At 69.5% G+C, this 18,020-nt stretch carries 14 protein-coding genes; 9 read left to right on the forward strand and 5 right to left on the reverse strand.

Annotated features, from left to right (window positions below; genetic code table 11):
* Positions 1–101: 101 nt before the first annotated feature.
* From ACFWIW_RS26715 to ACFWIW_RS26735, 5 genes are all read left to right on the forward strand, one after another.
* Positions 102–1,943, forward strand: a complete 1,842-nt coding sequence (locus ACFWIW_RS26715) for a glycoside hydrolase (RefSeq protein WP_378370976.1) — start codon at positions 102–104, stop codon at positions 1,941–1,943.
* A 618-nt stretch (positions 1,944–2,561) separates the two neighbouring features.
* A complete protein-coding gene (locus tag ACFWIW_RS26720) occupies positions 2,562–2,693 on the forward strand; it encodes a hypothetical protein (protein ID WP_378370977.1) in 132 nt (43 codons plus the stop codon).
* A gap of 40 nt (positions 2,694–2,733) precedes the next feature.
* Positions 2,734–3,870: a cytochrome P450 gene (locus ACFWIW_RS26725; RefSeq protein ID WP_378370978.1), complete on the forward strand. Its 1,137-nt coding sequence runs from the start codon at positions 2,734–2,736 to the stop codon at positions 3,868–3,870.
* Complete coding sequence (locus tag ACFWIW_RS26730) at positions 3,867–4,247, forward strand: hypothetical protein (RefSeq protein ID WP_378370979.1); 381 nt, start codon at positions 3,867–3,869, stop codon at positions 4,245–4,247. Before ACFWIW_RS26725 ends, ACFWIW_RS26730 begins: the two co-directional genes overlap by 4 nt.
* A 42-nt stretch (positions 4,248–4,289) precedes the next feature.
* Entirely contained in the window at positions 4,290–4,973 is a 684-nt protein-coding gene (locus ACFWIW_RS26735) for an NAD(P)-dependent oxidoreductase (RefSeq protein ID WP_378370980.1), read from the forward strand.
* Positions 4,974–5,570: 597 nt separating this feature from the next.
* On the opposite strand, the gene ACFWIW_RS26740 is transcribed toward ACFWIW_RS26735, so the two are convergent.
* Positions 5,571–6,215, reverse strand: coding sequence for an EndoU domain-containing protein (locus ACFWIW_RS26740; protein WP_378370981.1), 645 nt, complete (start codon positions 6,213–6,215; stop codon positions 5,571–5,573).
* 22 nt (positions 6,216–6,237) lie between these two features.
* Positions 6,238–7,842 (reverse strand): WXG100 family type VII secretion target, encoded by a 1,605-nt coding sequence (locus ACFWIW_RS26745; RefSeq protein WP_378370982.1) that lies wholly within the window; start codon positions 7,840–7,842, stop codon positions 6,238–6,240.
* A gap of 418 nt (positions 7,843–8,260) precedes the next feature.
* On the opposite strand from ACFWIW_RS26745, the gene ACFWIW_RS26750 reads away from it, so the two are divergent.
* Together ACFWIW_RS26750 and ACFWIW_RS26755 are read left to right on the forward strand one after the other, a co-directional pair.
* Positions 8,261–8,917: a DUF7019 family protein gene (locus ACFWIW_RS26750; RefSeq protein WP_378370983.1), complete on the forward strand. Its 657-nt coding sequence runs from the start codon at positions 8,261–8,263 to the stop codon at positions 8,915–8,917.
* Between the two features lie 58 nt (positions 8,918–8,975).
* The gene (locus ACFWIW_RS26755; RefSeq protein WP_378370984.1) at positions 8,976–10,826 is read left to right on the forward strand and encodes a HEAT repeat domain-containing protein; all 1,851 of its coding nucleotides are present in this window, start codon (positions 8,976–8,978) and stop codon (positions 10,824–10,826) included.
* 144 nt (positions 10,827–10,970) lie between these two features.
* Here ACFWIW_RS26755 and surE read toward each other — a convergent pair whose 3' ends face one another.
* Genes surE through ACFWIW_RS26770 form a run of 3 tightly spaced genes read right to left on the reverse strand, consistent with a single transcriptional unit; the run spans position 10,971 to position 15,815 of the window.
* A complete protein-coding gene (gene surE, locus ACFWIW_RS26760; RefSeq protein ID WP_378370985.1) occupies positions 10,971–12,005 on the reverse strand; it encodes a 5'/3'-nucleotidase SurE in 1,035 nt (344 codons plus the stop codon).
* Positions 12,006–12,039: 34 nt separating this feature from the next.
* Complete coding sequence (locus tag ACFWIW_RS26765; RefSeq protein WP_378370986.1) at positions 12,040–14,511, reverse strand: glycoside hydrolase family 3 protein; 2,472 nt, start codon at positions 14,509–14,511, stop codon at positions 12,040–12,042.
* Positions 14,512–14,552: 41 nt separating this feature from the next.
* A complete protein-coding gene (locus ACFWIW_RS26770; RefSeq protein ID WP_378370987.1) occupies positions 14,553–15,815 on the reverse strand; it encodes an MFS transporter in 1,263 nt (420 codons plus the stop codon).
* Between the two features lie 138 nt (positions 15,816–15,953).
* On the opposite strand from ACFWIW_RS26770, the gene ACFWIW_RS26775 reads away from it, so the two are divergent.
* The gene (locus tag ACFWIW_RS26775; RefSeq protein ID WP_378370988.1) at positions 15,954–16,565 is read left to right on the forward strand and encodes a TetR/AcrR family transcriptional regulator; all 612 of its coding nucleotides are present in this window, start codon (positions 15,954–15,956) and stop codon (positions 16,563–16,565) included.
* A 157-nt stretch (positions 16,566–16,722) separates the two neighbouring features.
* The gene (locus ACFWIW_RS26780; RefSeq protein ID WP_378370989.1) at positions 16,723–18,009 is read left to right on the forward strand and encodes an MFS transporter; all 1,287 of its coding nucleotides are present in this window, start codon (positions 16,723–16,725) and stop codon (positions 18,007–18,009) included.
* Positions 18,010–18,020 lie beyond the last annotated feature (11 nt).

The following is an 18,020-nucleotide window of genomic DNA, read 5'->3' on the forward strand; positions in this document are numbered from 1 at the left end:
GAATGGCCGGACTGCTGGGCGTGCTGTGCGTGGCGACAACCGCGTGCTCCAGCGCCTCAGCGAGTCAGCGGCCCTCCATCGAAGTGCACGGAACCCAGGTCGTGATCTCGATCGGTCGCGGCGAAGCCGTGGTGGACACCACATCACTGGCAGTACGCGCGCGAGCGGACGACGGTGCGCAATGGCAGCTGTCGGCTCCCGCCGCCGATCAGCTGGGCGACACCACGAAGGTCACGATGAACCAAACTTCCGCCACCTGGAGTTATCCCGCGAAGGGGTGGACCGTGACCGCCACCACCGAGGGTGGGCGGTTGAAGATGACCGCGCACGCGGACCGGCAGGGCTCGCTGACCTGGCCGGTGACCGCCACCGACCCGGCGGCGCGAGAGGCACAGATCCCACGTGGCGAAGGCTTGTCGCTGCCCCTGAGCGACCCGTTCTGGAACTCCGACAAAGGCGGGCTCGTCGGCACCCAGCTGGGCATGGTCGACGGCTTGAGCATGCCGTTCTGGGGAACCGGCCAATCCGGCGGGCACGGATCCAGCTACATCGCCGACACCGACATCAACACCGACCTGCGCTTCGTTTCGGATCGGGGCCGGCTGCGTCTCGAGGCGGTGCACGAATTCGACCAGCATGAGTCCACAATGGACTATACGGTGACCTTCGCGCTCACCGACGGTTCGCCGGTGGCCCCCGCCCTCGACTACCGGAATTGGTTGCGGCACCACGGCGGGATCGAGCCGCTGCGCCGCAAGATCGACCGCAACCCCGAAGTCGGCAAGCTCGTCGGCGCCTTCCACGCCTACGTCTGGGGCCACGCACGCACACCGGAGGGCATCGGGCGGATGCGAGAGCTCGGGCTGAAACACCTGTGGCTGGGCTACGACGCCGATGACCAGCCGATGACGAAGGAGGCGGTCGACGCCGCGAATACGGCCGGATACCTGGTTGGTCCGTACGACTCGTGGGCGAACGCGCAAGACCCGGCCAGGGCCGACAACCCCTCGTCGCGCTGGCCGTCCCCGGTCTGGCAGGAAGCCTGCGTGCGCAAGGCCGACGGCGAGATCGTGACCGGTTTCGGTGGACGCGGTTGCTACGTCTCCTCCGAAGCGTTCCGCCGCGCCGAGCCGCGCGAGCACTACCTGGCCGACCGTGTCCGGCGAGTGACCGCCAACGGCGCGACCAGCTATTTCCTCGACGTCGACGCCGCAGGCGAGCTGTACACGGATCACAGTCCGGCCCACCCCATGAGCAAGGCCCAGGACCGCGCGAACCGGCTGGACCGCATGAACTGGCTGTCCGGCGATCGCGAACTCGTGCTGGGGTCCGAAACCGCCGGGGCATGGGCGAACCGCGCGCTCGCCTACAACCACGGGTCACTGACCCCGGTCACCGACAAACTCTGGCAACTCGAGGCGGACAAGAACACCTGGGGCGGATACACCCCGCAGGGCGCCCCGCAGTTCTTCTTCAAGCCGGTGCGGCTGCCCGCCGACACGGCCAAGGCGATGTTCGACCCGCAGTACCGCGTGCCGCTGTATCAGACCGTGCTGCACGACTCGGTCATCAGTACCGATCGCTGGGAACTGCCATGGTCCAAGCTGCCGGAGCAGGCACGGGACCGCGCCATGCTCGCGTTCCTCTACAACACTCCCCTCAATCTGGTGCTGGACAAGGCCGAACTGGACAGTCACGGCAAGCAGATCGCCGAGTTGCAGCGGTATTTCGAGCCCTTGCACCAGGCCGCCGCGACCCAGCCGCTGACCGGCTTCCGCTGGCTGACCCCGGACCACCGGGTCCAGCGCACGACGTTCGGCGCCGGCACTCTCACCGTCACCGCCAACTTCTCCGGGCAAACCCATCACGGGCTGCCCGCGGGATGCGTCGACGCGGCGGTTGACGGCCATCCGCCGCAGCGGATCTGCCCGGCTGGACTGTGACACGAGGTCCCGATGTCTCGTGCGTGACGTGATGCTCACCGTCGCCTGACGGCGCTGAGGATCGCCTGCCTCACGGTGATACCGGATATGGCCGGCCAGAACCTGTATGCCCGCGACGACGACTCGGCGCCACCGGCGTCCTCTGCCTGGGGTGTGGACCCGCGTGATGGGCACGTAGGTCCACATCCCAGGCGACCCCTCGCGGGTCCATGTGGCGCACCTGGCGCCACATCCGGCCCGGACACTGTCACCGTCCGAGACAAAACTCTGGCCTCTCCCGCGGTGGCCCTTCGCCTGGAACAGCACCCAGAGGCGATCGTTCTGGGCGACCTCGACAACGCCACCACAGACGGCCCGCCCCACCTCTTACCGGATCAGCCGCCCGATACGAGCGTTGTTACTCCGGGTTCGCGCTCGGCGAGCCCGGAGCGCGTTGAACCGGCTTGCCGCCTCCCTGGCCAGCCGGATCTACAACCGCCTCGGCGCCTGAACGCGGCTGACGACGGTCTTCCCTTTGTGACACCGAAGCCCAGTGGCCTGTGTCACAAGGGCGTTCTGTCACGGGAATCGGGTCACCGGGATCTCTTGGGCACGAGGCCAAGAGAAGGGAAACCACCCATGCCAACAACGACGGGCCCGCGATCCCGCATGCCCGACGCCGAGATCGCGGCCGCCGGCGGTTTCCTGCCGAGCCCGCACACCGAGTTCGCGGGCCCCACCTTCACCGAGTGGCTCGACGTCCAATCCTGAACCGGAAAGGCAGAAAATGACCGAAGCAATGCCGCTTCACATGCGAAGGAACGGTCTCAACCCGGTCGCGGAGTTGGCGAAGGCCCGCGACGGCGAGGAGGTCGTGCGGGTCGAGACGCCTTTCGGGCTACCCGCCTATCTGGTCAGCCGCAAGGAAGACGTCCGCGAGGTGCTGGCGGATCCGGCCCGGTTCAGCAGCGCACTGACGCCGGTACCGGGGGACGCCCCCACGGCGGGGCAGCTGATCCGGCTCGACCCGCCCGACCACACGCGCTTGCGACGGCTGCTCACGCCCGAGTTCACCGTACGGCGGATGGGCAGGCTCGAGCCGCGGATCACCGAGATCGTCCAAGCGGCCCTGGACAATCTGGAGCGAGCCGGCAGGAATGCCGATCTGGTGACGCACTTCGCGTTGCCGGTGCCGTCGCTGGTGATCTGCGAGCTGCTCGGTGTCCCGTACGCCGACCGCGGCGAGTTCCACGAGCGTGCCGTGCGGATTCTCGACACCTCGTCGCCGATGGACCAGCGGGTCGCGGCGCAAAGGGAGGACCACGACTACATGGCGGGCCTGGTGGCCGGCGCCCGGGCGAATCCCGGCGAGGACCTCCTCGGCATGCTCGTGCGGGAGCACGGCGACGAGCTCGGTTCGGACGAGTTGACCGGCATCGCGGGACTTCTGCTGCTCGCCGGGCACGACACGACCGCGAACATGCTCGGCCTCGGCACACTGGCCCTGTTGTGGCACCCGGACCAGCTGGCGATGCTTCGCGATGATCCCGAGCTGATCGAACCCGCCGTCGAGGAACTGTTGCGCTGGTTGTCCGTCGTCCAGTCGCTGCCGCCGCGGACGACCACGACGGACGTGGAGATCGGCGGGCACCGCATCCCCGTGGGATCGCTCGTGATCTGCTCGCTTCCGGCCGCCAACCGCGACCCCGCCCTGATCGACGATCCCGAGACGTTCGACATCACGCGGGGAACCACCGGCCACGTCGCCTTCGGGCATGGCCCACACCACTGTCTCGGGGCGCCACTGGCGAGGATGGAGCTGCGCATCGCCCTCCCCGCGCTGCTTCGACGCTTCCCCGGTCTCGCCTTGGCCGCCCCGGAAGAACCGATGGACTTCCGTGTCTTCAGCCTCGTGTACGGCGTGCGCGCTTTGCGGGTGACCTGGTGAGCGACATCCAGCGTCCCCGGTTCTACGGCCTGCTGAAGGCGAGCACGATGTTGCTGGCGGCCACGCTGCTGGTGCAGGGAATCACCGCCGGCCAGCTCCTGTCCGGCGGAGGCGGCAGCTCGGTGCACCACGCCACGGGCCCCCTCGTCACGGTGGCGATGATCATGCAGATCGTCGCCGCGCTCCTGGTGTGGCGGGTGGGCCGGGGATCGGCGCGATACCCGGCCGTCAGCGCGGTCCTTCTGGTGCTGACCGGCGTCCAGTTCGTGGTCGGCGGCAGCGGCGATCTCGCCGTCCATGTCCCGCTGGGGGTGGCATTGTTCGGGATGAGCACCGTGCTGGTCGCGCAGGTTTGGTCGCCCCGTCTCGCAGGCTGATGCCCTCGCCCTGTTCCCCGCGGACAAGAACGGAAGCAGCAAATGAAACTGACCATCTTCGGACCGACCGGCCTGGTCGGACAGCAGATCCTGGCTCAGGCCATCGCCGCGGGCCACGACACCACGGCGGTGGCCCGCGATCCGGCGAAACTCGGCGCACAGGTACACAGTGCGCCGAACGTGCGGGTGGTGACCACGGACCTGAACCACGCGGATCCGGCCCCGCTCAAGGCCTCGGTCGACGGCGCTGACGCGGTGCTGTCGGCGATCGGACCGCGCAAGAAAGCCGAGCACGGCATCGTCTCGAAAAGCGCCAGGGCGCTCGCCGCCGCGGTGGAGTCCGCGTCGGTACCCCGCCTGCTCGTCGTCAGCGGGGTCGGTGTCTCGACCGTGCCGACGCCCGGCCGCCCGCACCCGCCCAAACGCGAACCGGGCGCGGGGCTGATCATGCAATACTTCGCCACACCGGTGGCCAAGCGGGTGCTCGGCGCTCATTTCATCGATGTCGCGCTGATGGAGGACTTCATGCGCGGCTGTGACCTGGACTGGACGGTCATGCGGGTGCCGTACGTGATGGACCGACCGCCGACCGGCCGCTACCGGACGGCCTACGGGCACACCCTGCGCGCCGCCCTCCGCATCGCGGCCGCAGACGCGGCCGAATTCATGCTGCGGCTGATCGACCAGCCCGAGGCGAGCAGGAAGGTCGTCACAGTCGCGTACTGACCGCGCTACCGGTAGCGGTGCGTGGACGCACTCCTCGGCTCCGCTGTCCAAAGCGATCAGGACCGTGCCGTAGGAACGGTTGCGGCACAACACGAAAGTCGGCGTCCCGGTCTCGCCACGCGCTGATCTGCCGAGTCGAGGTGGCCCGCTACGGCGCGGCCACCCCGGCTCGGTTGATCCCGGTCCTGAGAAGGTGCTCGCGGCCGAGCGTGCTCGGTCGTGACCATCAACGTCGCGAAGCCGAGGTGAACATGGGCCGGAGACATCGACATCCGCGCTGGTCAGCGAGGATGTCGAGGGAGTGGGCCGCCTGGGGCTGGAACCCAGAGCGAAGCCCCTGGCAGCAGAGCCGAAAGACCCAGGGGCTTCACTTGTTGTCCTATCGGGCAGCGGTGAGCGGTACTCGCTCAGGCCGAGCGATCGCAGCTGCAGGCGTAGATGCAGGATCCTCCGTGGCTCGCCTGATCCCGTTCGAGCGGGCCGCGACGTAGAGCTGGTGGCCGGCCTGTCGCCTCTGCCATCAGGATGCGGAGTTCGTCAGCCGGGAGCGCGTCGACCACAGCCGCCCTGATCGGTCGGGCCTCGCGGCCCGAGCGGTCATGGCGCGATCACGGGGAAATAGGTCTGAACTTCGCCGGTCGACGGCTCGTAGTAACCCGCCAGTTCGAGATCTCGCCACATACCTGACCATAAGCCGGTCGTCTCGTCGCGAAGTGCGGTCGGCGACGTCCAAGCTCCCTGGCCCGCTGCCCGCACGTCGTCGGCGGTCCAGTCCGCCGGGAAATAGGTGTGGCTGACGAAGAACGGCTTGCTCATGTCTTCGGCGGAGTCCTCGAAATGGCGCACCGGCGCTAGCGGGTATCCCTCCGGGCGATCCAACCCCGGCTGTCCCGCAGTGGCCTCCAGGAACGACTTCAACCCGTTGAGCACGGGCCAGAAGACCGACTGCGGCAGAACTTTCCGCGACCACCGGCTATAGCGGCTCTCCAGCACGACGAGATCGTTGACGAAATCGATCATGCATCCGTTCCCGACCAGCGTCCGTTCCTCGGCGTGGCATCGCTGCAACGTCGCACCGAGCTGATCGAGCATCGAGAGGTTCGGTTGCACGTCGGTGTAGAGCCAGGCCGCGAGCGGCAAGAGTTCTTCCGGCGCCATGATCCGCAACCGGCGATGATCGTCGAAGGCGAGCCCGATCGAGTCCCCCACGGTGAGAGGTGAACTCAGGGTGGGAGACGTCATTTGCGCGGGTTCTCCTTCGTCGTCACGGGAACTTCACCGGCGGATCCAGCCTGCCGTCGGGATAGTAGGTGGGCGGGCTGAGGAATCCGCCCGGCCCCGCCATTCCGTTCGGGTTGGCGAAGCCCGAGATGTTGATGGTGCTGCCCGCGTTCGGGTGGTTCCCGCTACCGCTGCCGTGGTTGGCACCACCGGGGTCCCAAATAGGTGTGAAGGGGATCTGCCCCTGCCCCTGCCACTGGTAGCTCTGCTGGCCTCCAGGCCTGGCCGGCATCGGCGTGATCCCCCCGTTGGGGTTGCCACCGTTCCACGCCTGATCCCCGAGGTTCTGCACGGTTCCCTGGTTCAGGCCCTGCGGGAACATCGTGCTCATCGGCTTGCCCGCCGCGCCGCCGTTCGGGTCGGCCATCGTCGGGTGGTGCAGGTTGTAGACACCATTGGCGTCAGGGTATGAACCGTACGGCCCCGTGCCGGGCGGCGCCGGTGGCGTGTTGTGCGGTGGCGGGCCGGCCGGGCCCTGGAACACGGGCGGGTTACCGCCGTTCACCCCAGCTCCGTGCCAGTTGGGGCGGCCACCAGGCCCGGGCGTGTTGTGCGGGGCGGTGCCCGGGGGCAGGTCGCTGTTCAACATGTGTCCGCCGGTGAACCCCCAAGGCCTCGGCGGCGCCGTGCTGCCAGGCGGCCGTGGCCTCGGCGGCTTGAGGTTCCCGAGGCTCACGTGGTCGTGCGCGGACTGGGGGACGTCCACGCCCCCGTAGGGATGCTGGTCCGGTTTGCCCGGTGACTGGTCGAGCGAGCGCGATCCACCGCCCGAGCCGCTGGGACCGGTCTTTCCCGGGGACAGCGAGCCCGGCGGTCGCGCGGCCGGCGGTTTGCCGGTCTTGATCTTCTTGAAACCGTCCGACGCCTTCCCGAAGACGTCGTCCGCCTTGCGAATCAGTACCGATAGCTTCTTGAGCGCGCCGATGAGGCTCTTGACGATACCGGCGATCTTGGTCGCGGTCTTCGCGACCAGCGCCGCCACCTGCGGCACCACCCAGGTCAGCCCGATCCCGCATGTCGCGATCACCTGCAGGGCCCAGGAAACCAGGCGTGCCACCACTTCGGCGATGATGTCGCGGACGAGTCCACGCACTGCCGCGACCACCTCGCCCGCGGTCTGGACCCCGCTCCCCGCGCCCGCACTCGCCTCCCCCGCAGCCGAGATCAACGTGGCCAGCTCGGTGCTCTGCGCGCGGTAGGCGTCGGCGCTCGTGCCCACCCAGCTCTGCACGTCGGTCTCGACCTGCATGACCAGGTCATGCCCCACGCTCTCGAGCTCCTTCGCAATGTTCTGCCAAGTCTGCGCTTGCGCGGCGACCTGATCCGGATTGCCCGCGAGTTCGTCCAGCGCCTCCTTGAGCGGGCCGACGTGCTCCATCAACCAGCCGACGCCCGCGGCGAGGACCGAACCGAACGGATCGGCCACCACCGACAGGGCTTCCATCGCCGTCCCCGCGACACCCATCACGGCCGAAGCCCAGTCACCGCTTTCGATGCTGGACTTCACTCCCTGCGCTTCCTCCAGCAGCGGGACCCCGGTCGCCCACGTCGTCGAACTGACCGTCTCCGCGACCAACGGATTCGCCAAACCAACCATCCCCAGTAGCAGGACTCACTCGTGCCTGCCCAGGCAAACACGGACCGACGCACACCACCAGTCACCAGATCCGACTATGCCCGTTCATCGCGAAAGAGTGCCCGGAACGGCCATGCCGCGCCGCACAATGGCACGAAGACGACAAAGCACCCGGAGTTGCCTCCTGGGAGCGGACACCTTGATTTCCAGACACAGGTCTGGAGGGAGGATGTCTTGGTGTCCCGCAGGTCGATCCTGCGCATGAGCAAGAACCAATCCGTTCCACGGACACGCCCCGGGCCTTGAACAGGTCGCCGCCTTCCGCGAACTCGCTGTCCTCTCCATACCCCGGAAGGATCGCCCTGCCGTCGAGCCATGACGCTTTCCGACCGATACCGTGTGAAGATGCGAGCTTCCTGGAGGGGGACGGGTGCGTTACTACACCTATATCTCGGACGCCAAGCTGGAATTGCTCCACGCACAGATCCCGCGAAGGCTGTTGTCGCGGCTGGCCGGGGAACTGCAGCTCGATCTGAAGGTCGCGAGCGTATCGCTGAAGGGGGCACCGCACGAGATCACGCGGGTCGACAGATTGCGGCTGGTCGAACGCTACATCGACGAGAACTGCGACGTCGGCTGGCTGTCCGAGCCGCGTTCCTGGTTCCGCGGTGAGCTCGGGCTCCGCATGGGAGTGGTGACAGGCGCCGCTCTCTACACCGGTCTGGACGCCGGGACACTCGTCGCGCTGATCGGATCCGCCGGCCACCTCGTCGACCGGCAGCCGTCGGGGTCCGGCGGCGAACTGCACCATCGGACGTCGGATCTGCCCGCGCTCATCACGTTGATGGAAAGCCGCAGCGAGGAGTCCGTGAACGACGAGTTCGGCTTCTACCGTGACCGCGAGCACGCCGACGAACAGGCCGCGCTGCGCCAGGTCGTGTACTTCGCCCAGGAAATGCGCGCGCCACGCCAGCCCGTCGAGTTCCTGGCCCGAAGGCTGTTCGAGGGCACCACCAGAGGGCCTGACGGCAAGGCCGTGCACGTCGTGGTCGGTACCCCGCTCTACGTCGCGCTGTCCGATGAGTGAACGACGACTCCGGCCACCCTCGGAGCGTCCGGAGTCCTTGGAGCTGGGTAACCGAATCGTGCCGGCGTACGCGGTCGGGCCGCTCAGGCTCGCGGGCGATGTCGACGGCTTGTGCCGGGTCGTCGCCGACGAGGATCTCGCGTCCGCCGCCTGCGCCATCCACCTTCTCGCGGACCTGGACGGCGCAGGCGCGACCGACGTCGTTCTGCGGGTCCTCGAAGATCCGGAGGGCTTCCAGCACCACGGCGCAGACTCGCTCTCCTTCGCCGCGATCCAGGTCGCGGGCAGGCTTCGCGTGCGGCGCGCAGTACCCGTGCTCATGGATCTGGTGACGCAGGACCTCGGATACAGGTCGGACGCCGCCTGCGAAGCACTGAGCGCAATCGGTGATCCGCGAGCGATCCCGGCTCTGCTCGCCTCGGCCGCGAACCGGGAGTTCTTCGGCTCGAAACCTGCCGCCGGCGCGGCGATCAAGGCCCTGGCCCGCTTCGAGCCCGAGGTCGCGGTGCCGCTGCTGCTCGCCCAGCTATGGGATTTCGCCCGCGACCACCGCGCGCTCGTCGCCGTACGGGAACTCGGCCGGATCGGTTCGCCCGCCGCCCTTCCCGCGCTGGCCCACCTGGTCCGGCACGACGACCACGCCGTCCGGCGCGCGGCGGCGCGGGCTCTCACGCGGTTGACCGACGTCTCCGACGTGGACTACCGGCTCGGAACGGCCCTCGGCGACCCTGATCCCTGGACCGCCCGCGCCGTCGCCGAGGCCCTCGCCCGCAGCGGACCAGGCCGTGGCTTGCTCCAGGACAACCTCCGGTACGGCGACCCCCTCGTGCGTGAGAACAGCTGCCACGGCCTTGCCGCCTCCGGAGACCGCCGGTTCGTACCCGCGCTCGGGGAAGTACTTCGCACGGACGAGTCCGCGATGGTGCGGCGCGCCGCGGCCACCGCGCTGCACGATTTCGGCGACGCGTCGGCGCTCCTTCTCCCCGCGCTCGGCGATGCGCCCGTCAGGGACATCGTCGTCGACGGGCTCACGGCGTCCGTCCTGCCCGATCTCGTGGCCATTCTGGAAGACGGCGATCCCCTCCGGCGGCACGACGCGGCGCGGGCGTTGGGGCGGATGGGCGACGAACGGGCGGGAGCGCCGCTTCTGGCCATCCTGCCGGAAACCGCTGACCGGGTGCGGGCCGCGGTCGCCGAAGCGCTCGGCGCTCTCCGGCACGCGCCCGCGCTGCCCGCGCTGGTGGCCATCGCGGAGGATCCAGACGAGACCGGAGCGGTGCGCGCCCAAGCCGTTTTCGCCGCCGGTGCCTGCGGCGACCGTGATCTGCCGCTCCAGGCACTACGCGATCCCAACGAGGCCGTCCGTGTCCGGGCGGCAGAGATTCTCGGCGACTTTCCCGGCGCCGAGGTGGCGACCGCGCTCGGCCGGGCCATCGGCGAAGACACCCGCGACGTTCAGCGCGCGGCACTGGAATCGCTGGGAAAGCACGGGGCCGGCGCGGAGCACGTGCTGTTCGAAGTCCTGGACCGGGTCGGCGACGACCTTCGCGGACACGCTGCATCACTGCTGCCGCGATGCGCGACGGCGAGCGCGATTCCCCGGCTGACCTCGCTCGTTTTCGGCAAGGACCACGCGATCTCGCTGGCGGCGGTCAGGACGCTCGCGGGCCTCGACGATCCAATGGTCATCGACTCGCTGATCGCCGTCGTCTCGCGCACGCTTCCGAATCCCTCCTGGGGCAAGTCGGACCAACGCCATGTGATCGCGACGCAAGCACTCGCCCGCTTCGACGACGAGCGCGCCGTGACCGCGATCGCCGAGAAGTCTTTGCTGGTCTGTCAGGGCGAAGCGCGAGAGGTTCTGACGACGATCGCGGAGTGGAGAGCCCGAGATGCTCCATCAGGGTGAGCTCCAGCGGGTTCCGTGCTTGTAGACCTTCCGGAGGAGGACCACCCCGTTTGTCGAGGGTGGGGCTCCGAAGTCAGCACCGTCGACCATCCCTGGGCACCCGCTGCCCGGCCACCACGTATCCGGTGACCGGGCAGCTCCCCCTCAGCCGGGCAGCCGCCCGCCGATGACGGCCGCCCGGACCCGGTCGGCGTCCCGGCCCGGCAGGGTCCGGTCCGCCGTGATCGGGGTGATCGAGACCTCGCCGCGGCGGATGGCCTCGGTGTCCGAATCGCGTTTCGTCTCGGGCGGGCAGTACCGGTCCGCCGGGCAGAGACCGAGACCAAGGGTGAAGGTGTCGGCGTCCACCGGGGCGAACGTGGCCACGGCGAGCGGGCCGGTGCCCATGCTGGTCCAGGACACCCGGCTCGCCTTGCCACGCGCCGCGTCGGGGTAGTTCACGTTGAGCGCGAACCGCGGGGACAGCAGGTCGCGTTGCCACAGCCGGGTCAGGAGGCGGACACCGAACTCGGCCGCGGCCTCGTAGGTCTTCCGGCCGACGACCAGGTCGTCCCCGATCATCCCGCTGAACGCCACCGCCGGGACCTCGCTGTCGACCGCGGCGATCGCGGCCCCCACGGTGCCCGAGTCGTTGATCGACGAGCTGACGTTCGGCCCCGAGTTGATCCCGGTCACCACGACGTCGGGCTCGTCGCGCCAGCCCACCAGATGACCGAGTCCACCGCGCAGGGCGAACTTCACCGTGTCGGCCGGGGTGGCCGAAGGAGACGCCGGCGTGCACGGCGAAGTTCCCCGGCAGAGGCCGAACACCGCGCCGCCGCTGGGCGCTCCCGCGCAGTCCTGCTGGTATCCGGCGGGCATCACCGTGCGCCGCTGCGCGGAGACGGTGCCGCCGGTGGTCACCGCTCCGCTCGCGCCGCTCATGTACGCCCACGGCGCGACAACGACCACGTCGGCCCCCGCGGCGCAGAGACGTTTCCGCAACTCGTACAGGCCGATGCCGTCGGCTCCGTCCGGCCGCGCGGCCTGCATCGAATCGTCGTTGCTGAGCAGAACCCTCATCCCGGCCGGCGGGGCCGGCGCGGCGGGGGCGCCCACCGCCCCCGAGGCTCCGGTGAGCACCACGGTGACGGTGGCCGCCAGCAGCGCACCGATCTTGAGTACCGAACGTGTTTTCATGGGAGGTTTCCTTTCAGGGGACCAAGAAGCCCGCTCAGGGGCGGGGAGCGGCGGCGCGCACCAAGCGGATGTCGGCGGCCGACCGTCCGATGTGGAGACCGAACTCCCCCGGTTCGACCGTCCACGCGCCGTCCCAGTGCGCGAAGACGCGCCGAGGAAGGGTGATGTCGACCGTGGCCCGCGCCCCGGCGGCGCATTTCACGGTCGCGAATCCGGCGAGCCACCGGTGCGGGCGGTCCACCGCGCCGTCCGGGCGGGAGGCGTAGACCTGGACGACCTCGCGGCCGTCGCGGATGCCGGAGTTGTGCACGGTCACCATGACCCGCACGTCACCGTCCACAGTGTCCGGTTCGAAGACGCGGGCGTCCTCATAGGACCAGTCGGTGTAGCCGAGGCCGTGACCGAACCAGTAGGCCGGTTCGGCGTCGCCCCGCTGCCAGGCGCGATAGCCGATGAAGACGCCCTCGTCGTAGCTGAGCTTCCCGTCCTGAGGACGCACCTCGGTGACCGGTGCGTCGTCGAGGTGGACCGGCCAGGTGGTGGGCAGCCTGCCACCGGGCTCGGTGTCGCCGAGCAGCACGTCGGCGAGCGCGGAACCGCCCTCCTGGCCGGGGAACCAGCTCAGCATCACCGCGGCGACCTCGTCGCGCCACGGCATCTCCACCGGGGAACCGGCGTTGACCACGACGATCGTGCGCGGGTTGACCGCGGCCACCCGGTGCACCAGTTCGTCCTGGCGTCCCGGCAGGCGCAGGTCGGTGCGGTCGAATCCTTCGCTCTCCACCCGCTCGGTGGTCGCCACGACCACGATCGCGGTGTCGGACACGGACGCGGCGGCCACGGCCTCCTCGATCAGCTCGTCGGCGTCGAGCTGAGGCTCGCGGTGCACCAGTGCGCAACTGACGGTCGTGACCGGCGCTCCCGACAGGTCGGGAACGGTGTAGGTCAGGCTGACGTCCACGGTCTTTCCCGCGACGAGCTCCGCCTTGGCGCGTTCGGCCGGGGCGGCGAAGAACGCCTCGAAGGGGTCGAGGCCGTCGGCGACCGCGACGCCGTCGAAGAGCACCGCGCCGTCGACGGTCAGGGTGAACGCGCCAAGCCCCTTGGTACCGAAGGAATGCAACCCGGACTCGCGCGGGGTGAACCCGCCGGTGATCTCCACCGAGTGCAGGCGGTCGAGCGTGACCCCCTCGGGCAGGTCGGTACCGAACCACTGCACCATGCCGTGGGGCAGTGTTTCCTCACCCAGCACCGTTCCCTCGGCGTCCCGGCACACCACGCGCAGCTCGAAACCGTTGCCCGCGACGCTGAGCTCGTCGGTCGGGTCGGCGCCGATGCGGTAGGTCAGGACCCCCTCGGGCAGAGCGGCACGCAGGCCCTCCAGCGGGGAGACCACGCGCTCCGGGAACACCTGAGCCGAGCCGCCGCCCAGCACCCTGGCGTCCCGCGCGGCCGCGCCGAGCAGGGCGACCGTGCCGTGGCGAGCGGCGTCCAGCGGGAGCACCTCGTCCCGGTTGCGCAGGAGCACGAACGCCCGTCCGGCGAGTTCCCTGGCCAGCGCCACGCCGTCGAGCGGGGCGGGCACCTCGTCCGCCGCGACCGCGGGAGCGACCCTGTCCCAGGCGCCGGTCCGCGCGGCCAGGCGCAGCACCCGGCGGACCGCCTCGTCCACTGTGGACTCTTTCACCTCGCCGGCGCGGACGGCCGCGGCCAAGGCTTCGCCGTAGACCGTGCGCGGGCCGGGCATCGCGACGTCGAGCCCGCCGTCGATGGCGCCCGCGGTGGACCGGGTGGCGAACCAGTCGGAGACGATGGCGCCGTCGAAGCCCCACTCCCCCCGCAGGACCCCGTTCTGCAGTTCGTCGTGTTCGGTCATCGTCGGACCGTTCACCGAGTTGTAGGCCGCCATCACACCCCACGGCTTCGCACCGGCGACGATCATCTCGAACGGCGTCAGATACAGCTCGCGAAGCGTGCGCTCGTCGACCAGGTTGTCGACGGTGAACCGGTCGGTCTCGGCGTCGTTGGCGACGAAGTGCTTGACGGTGGTTCCGACGCCGCCCTCCTGCACGCCGCGCACGTACCCGGTCCCGATCGCGCCGGTGAGGAACGGGTCTTCGGAATAGCACTCGAAATGCCTGCCGCCCAAGGGTGAACGGTGCAGGTTGACCGTCGGTGCGAGCAGTACGTGCACGCCTTTGCGACGCGCTTCCTGCGCCAGCAGATGGCCGGCCCGGCGGATGAGTTCGGGGTCCCAGGTGGCCGCCATCGCGGTGGGGCTCGGCAAGGCGATCGAGGGATCGGCGGCGGTCCAGCGCACACCGCGGACCCCGATCGGGCCGTCGGACATCACCAGCGACCGCAGACCGATCTCCGGCAGCGGGGGCAGGGACCACATGCCCTGACCCGCCACCAGCCTCGTCTTGGCGTCGAGGCCGAGGGCGGGCAAGGCGGCGTCGATCGCCGCCTCCAGCTCGGTCCCGTGATCGGCGTGGTGACTGTTCACTGCGACTCCCTCTGTAGTGACGCGGCGGCCGATCCGCCGCTTCATCGAATTCCCTTGATCCGTCCGACCAGGACGGCTCCGGCGAGCGCCGCCGCGGCGGCGATGCCGAACAACAGCGGATAGTTCCGGCCGCCGCCCACGGCCAGCACGAACGGGGCGATCATCGGCATCAGCGACTGGGGAAGCGCGTTGGCGATGTTCACCACGCCCAGGTCCTTGGCCGGGTTGCCGGGATCCGGCAGCACCTGCGTGATCATCGCCATGTCCACCGCGTAGAACAGGCCGCCGCCGATGCCGAGCACCAGTTGCGCCACGCCGATCCACAGCAGGTTCGGGGCGGCGGCCAGCACGCCGAGGCCGAGGGCCACGATCACGCCGGAGCCGATGACGAACGGTTTGCGCCTGCCGAACCGGTCCGACGCCCAGCCGCCGAGCAGCGCCATCAAGGACTGCACCGCGTACCCGCCCGCGATCATCCCGGCGACGATGCCCGCCGTCTCCGCCGGCGTGAGGCCCATCCGGAACGGGACGTAGTAGGCGAGGTAGGTCATCGGGGCGACCGAACCGAACATGACGAGGAACTTCGTCAGCCAGGCCCAGCCGAAATCCGGCGCGGTGGCGGGGTTGAACACCAGGCTGCCGAAGAACTGCTTGGCGGAGAAGGGTTCCGGGGCCGTCTCCAGCCGCCGGTCCCGCAGTTTCAGGGTGAACCAGCCGACCAGCACGACGGTCAGGACGGCGGGCAGCAGGAACATCACTCGCGCGTCCGAGCTGAGTGCGGCGATACCCGATCCGGCCAGCACGGATGCGGTCACGCTCGTGCCGATCGCGCCGGAGGCCGTGCCACGGCCGCTTTCCGGGACCTGGTCCGGAATCGTCGCCATCAGCGCGGCGTAGACGGCGTTGAATCCGGTCTGCACGATCGCCCAGCCGGCCACCAGCGCCGGGACGGTCGGCACGAAGGCGATCACCGCCAGACCGAGGATTCCGGCGACGGTGCCACCGGCGAGCCACGGACGGCGACGGCCGAACCGGGACCGGGTCCGGTCGGAAAGCCTGCCGGACAACGGGTTCGCGAGCAGGGCAAGGATCGCGCCGACCCCCAGTACCAGGCCGAGGGTGGATTCCTTGGCCTGCGGCGCGACCTCGGCGACCCGCAGCGCCAGCGTGACGATGACCGGGGTCATCAAGGCGGCGTACAGACCGAAGTTGGCGAGTCCCAGCCGGAGCACGAAACCGCGGGGCGCACGGGCCTCCGCGCCGGCCCCGCGGGCCGTGGGAGTGGCCGCGATGACGTTGTCCACAGCCGGTCCTCCTCGTCGAGGTGACGGCGGTGCCCCGCGGGCTCCGCTCAAGTGGCAGTCATCGTGACCTACCGACCTGATACTCGGTAGGTTTCGTATCCATTCTGTTATGTTCAGGTCACCGGCTACCCTTACTTCGTGCGCGCGACAGACCAGGCCGGGCACGCCGACGAGGCCCGCCCAGGGCGGCGGCGCGCGGACCGGCGGAGCGAGATCCTCAGGGCGGCCATGGCCGTCATCGCCGAACGCGGCTACCGCGGCGCCTCCCTGGCCGCCGTCGCCGAACGCGTCGGCATCACCCAGCAGGGCCTCCTGCACTACTTCCCCACCAAGGAGGACCTGCTCGTCGCCCTGCTCGAGGCGCGCGACGAATGGGACACCGCCGGTACCACCGAGCAGGCCACGGGACCGTGGCCACTGGACCTGCTGGCCACCCTCGTGGAATACAACGCGAGCAGGCCAGGCGTGGTCCAGACGTTCTCCGCCCTGCTCGGCGAGAGCGTCACAGGCGACCACCCGGCACGCGAGTTCTTCACTCGCCGCTACGCCACGATCCGCGCCTCGCTGACCGAGACCCTGCGCCGGGAATTCGGCGACCGCCTGCCGGGGAACCTCACCCCGGAAGCCGTGGCACCCTTGGTGATCGCGGTCATGGACGGTATGCAGTTCCAGTGGCTGCTGGACCCCGAGGAGGCGGACATGGCCGCCTCGTTCGGCGCTTTGGTCCAGTTGCTGCGCCAGGCCACCTGAGCCCGCCGGCCGGTCGTTCGAACTCAGCCGAGGTCACATACACGACCCTAATAGGTCACGAACACATAAACAGACCGATCACCCGGTCGGTTGCCGTGATGTGATGCGCCGCATTCGCCGTGGCAGTGGTGCCCGGCATCGCGTTCAGGAGGCGGCCATGGCCCCCACACTGCCTGACCCAGCACCGCACACCGCGACCGTCGCGCCGGACGATGTCCCCGGTCCCCGCCCTGGTCCAGGGCGCGGGCGCGTGCTCATCGGGTCGCTCTTGATCGGTAACTTCTCCCTCTTCCTCGCCTATTCGGGCCTGCTGGGCATCCTGCTGCCGAACCAGGTCGCCGAGGTCGACCCCGCGGGGAAGGTCGGCAGCCTCGGCCTGGTGGTCAGCGTGTCGGCGTTCGCCACGCTGTTCGTCCAGCCCATCGTCGGCGCGCTGTCCGACCGCACGCGCAGCCGGTTCGGCCGCCGCACCCCGTGGATGATGCTCGGTGCGCTGTTCGGCGCGGTGTTCCTGGTGACGCTTCCCGTGGCGGGCTCCGTGGCGCTGCTGGCCGTGCTGTGGCGCCTCGTGCAGGTCTCGCTCAATATCGTCCAGGGCCCGATGACGGCGATCCTGGCCGACCGGCTGCCGACCGGGCAGCGCGGCACCGCGTCCGCCTTCGTCGGTGTCGGCAGCATGGTCGGCGCCACCGCCGGCGTGCTGCTGGCCGCCCGGTTCGCCACCGACCTCGGGATCGGCTACAGCGTCTTCGCCGCCGTGGTGCTCGTGGTCATCTTGCTGTTCGTGCTCGTCAACCGCGACACCCCCAGCACGGGGCAGCCGCGGGCGGCATGGTCGTGGTCGGCGTTCCTGAAGGGTTTCTGGGTCAGCCCGCGCCGTCACCCCGACTTCGCCTGGGCCTTCGTCGCCCGGATGTTGTTCGTGCTCGGCTACTGGGCCGTCTACAACTTCCAGCTCTACATCCTGGTCGACCACGTGGGTATCCCGCTGGAGCGCGCGAACGCCGTCACCGGGCAACTGTCCTTGGTGATGCTCGTCGGCACGGTGCTCTCCAGCTTCGTCACCGGCCCGTGGTCGGACCGCGCCGGCCGCCGCAAGCCGTTCGTGATCGCCGCTTCGGTGATCATCGCCGTCGGCCTGGCGTGCCCGTTGATCAGCCCGACCATCGGGGGCATGCTGGCCTTCGCGGCGATCTCCGGTTTCGGGTTCGGCACCTACATGACCCTCGATGTCGCGCTGATGACCCAGGTGCTGCCGAGCGACGACGACGCCGCCAAGGACCTCGGGCTGCTCAACGTCGCCACCAATTTCCCGCAGGCGGTGGCGCCGACCTTCTCCGCTTTCCTCATCACCCTCGCCGGGTATCCCGTCCTGTTCGCCGTCGCCGGCCTGCTCGTGCTCGTCGGCGCCGCCGCGTTCCTGCCCATCCGATCCGTCCGCTGACCCGAGGAGAA

It is taken from the genome of Amycolatopsis sp. NPDC058340 (assembly GCF_042723975.1).
Taxonomy (GTDB): Bacteria; Actinomycetota; Actinomycetes; order Mycobacteriales; family Pseudonocardiaceae; genus Amycolatopsis.

Coding starts and splice junctions, on each gene's coding strand:
- ACFWIW_RS26720 (WP_378370977.1), top strand. CDS start 2,562: ATGCCAACAACGACGGGCCCGCGATCCCGCATGCCCGACGCCGAGATC.
- ACFWIW_RS26725 (WP_378370978.1), top strand. CDS start 2,734: ATGCGAAGGAACGGTCTCAACCCGGTCGCGGAGTTGGCGAAGGCCCGC.
- ACFWIW_RS26735 (WP_378370980.1), top strand. CDS start 4,290: ATGAAACTGACCATCTTCGGACCGACCGGCCTGGTCGGACAGCAGATC.
- ACFWIW_RS26740 (WP_378370981.1), bottom strand. CDS start 6,215: ATGACGTCTCCCACCCTGAGTTCACCTCTCACCGTGGGGGACTCGATC.
- surE (WP_378370985.1), bottom strand. CDS start 12,005: ATGAAAACACGTTCGGTACTCAAGATCGGTGCGCTGCTGGCGGCCACC.
- ACFWIW_RS26780 (WP_378370989.1), top strand. CDS start 16,723: ATGGCCCCCACACTGCCTGACCCAGCACCGCACACCGCGACCGTCGCG.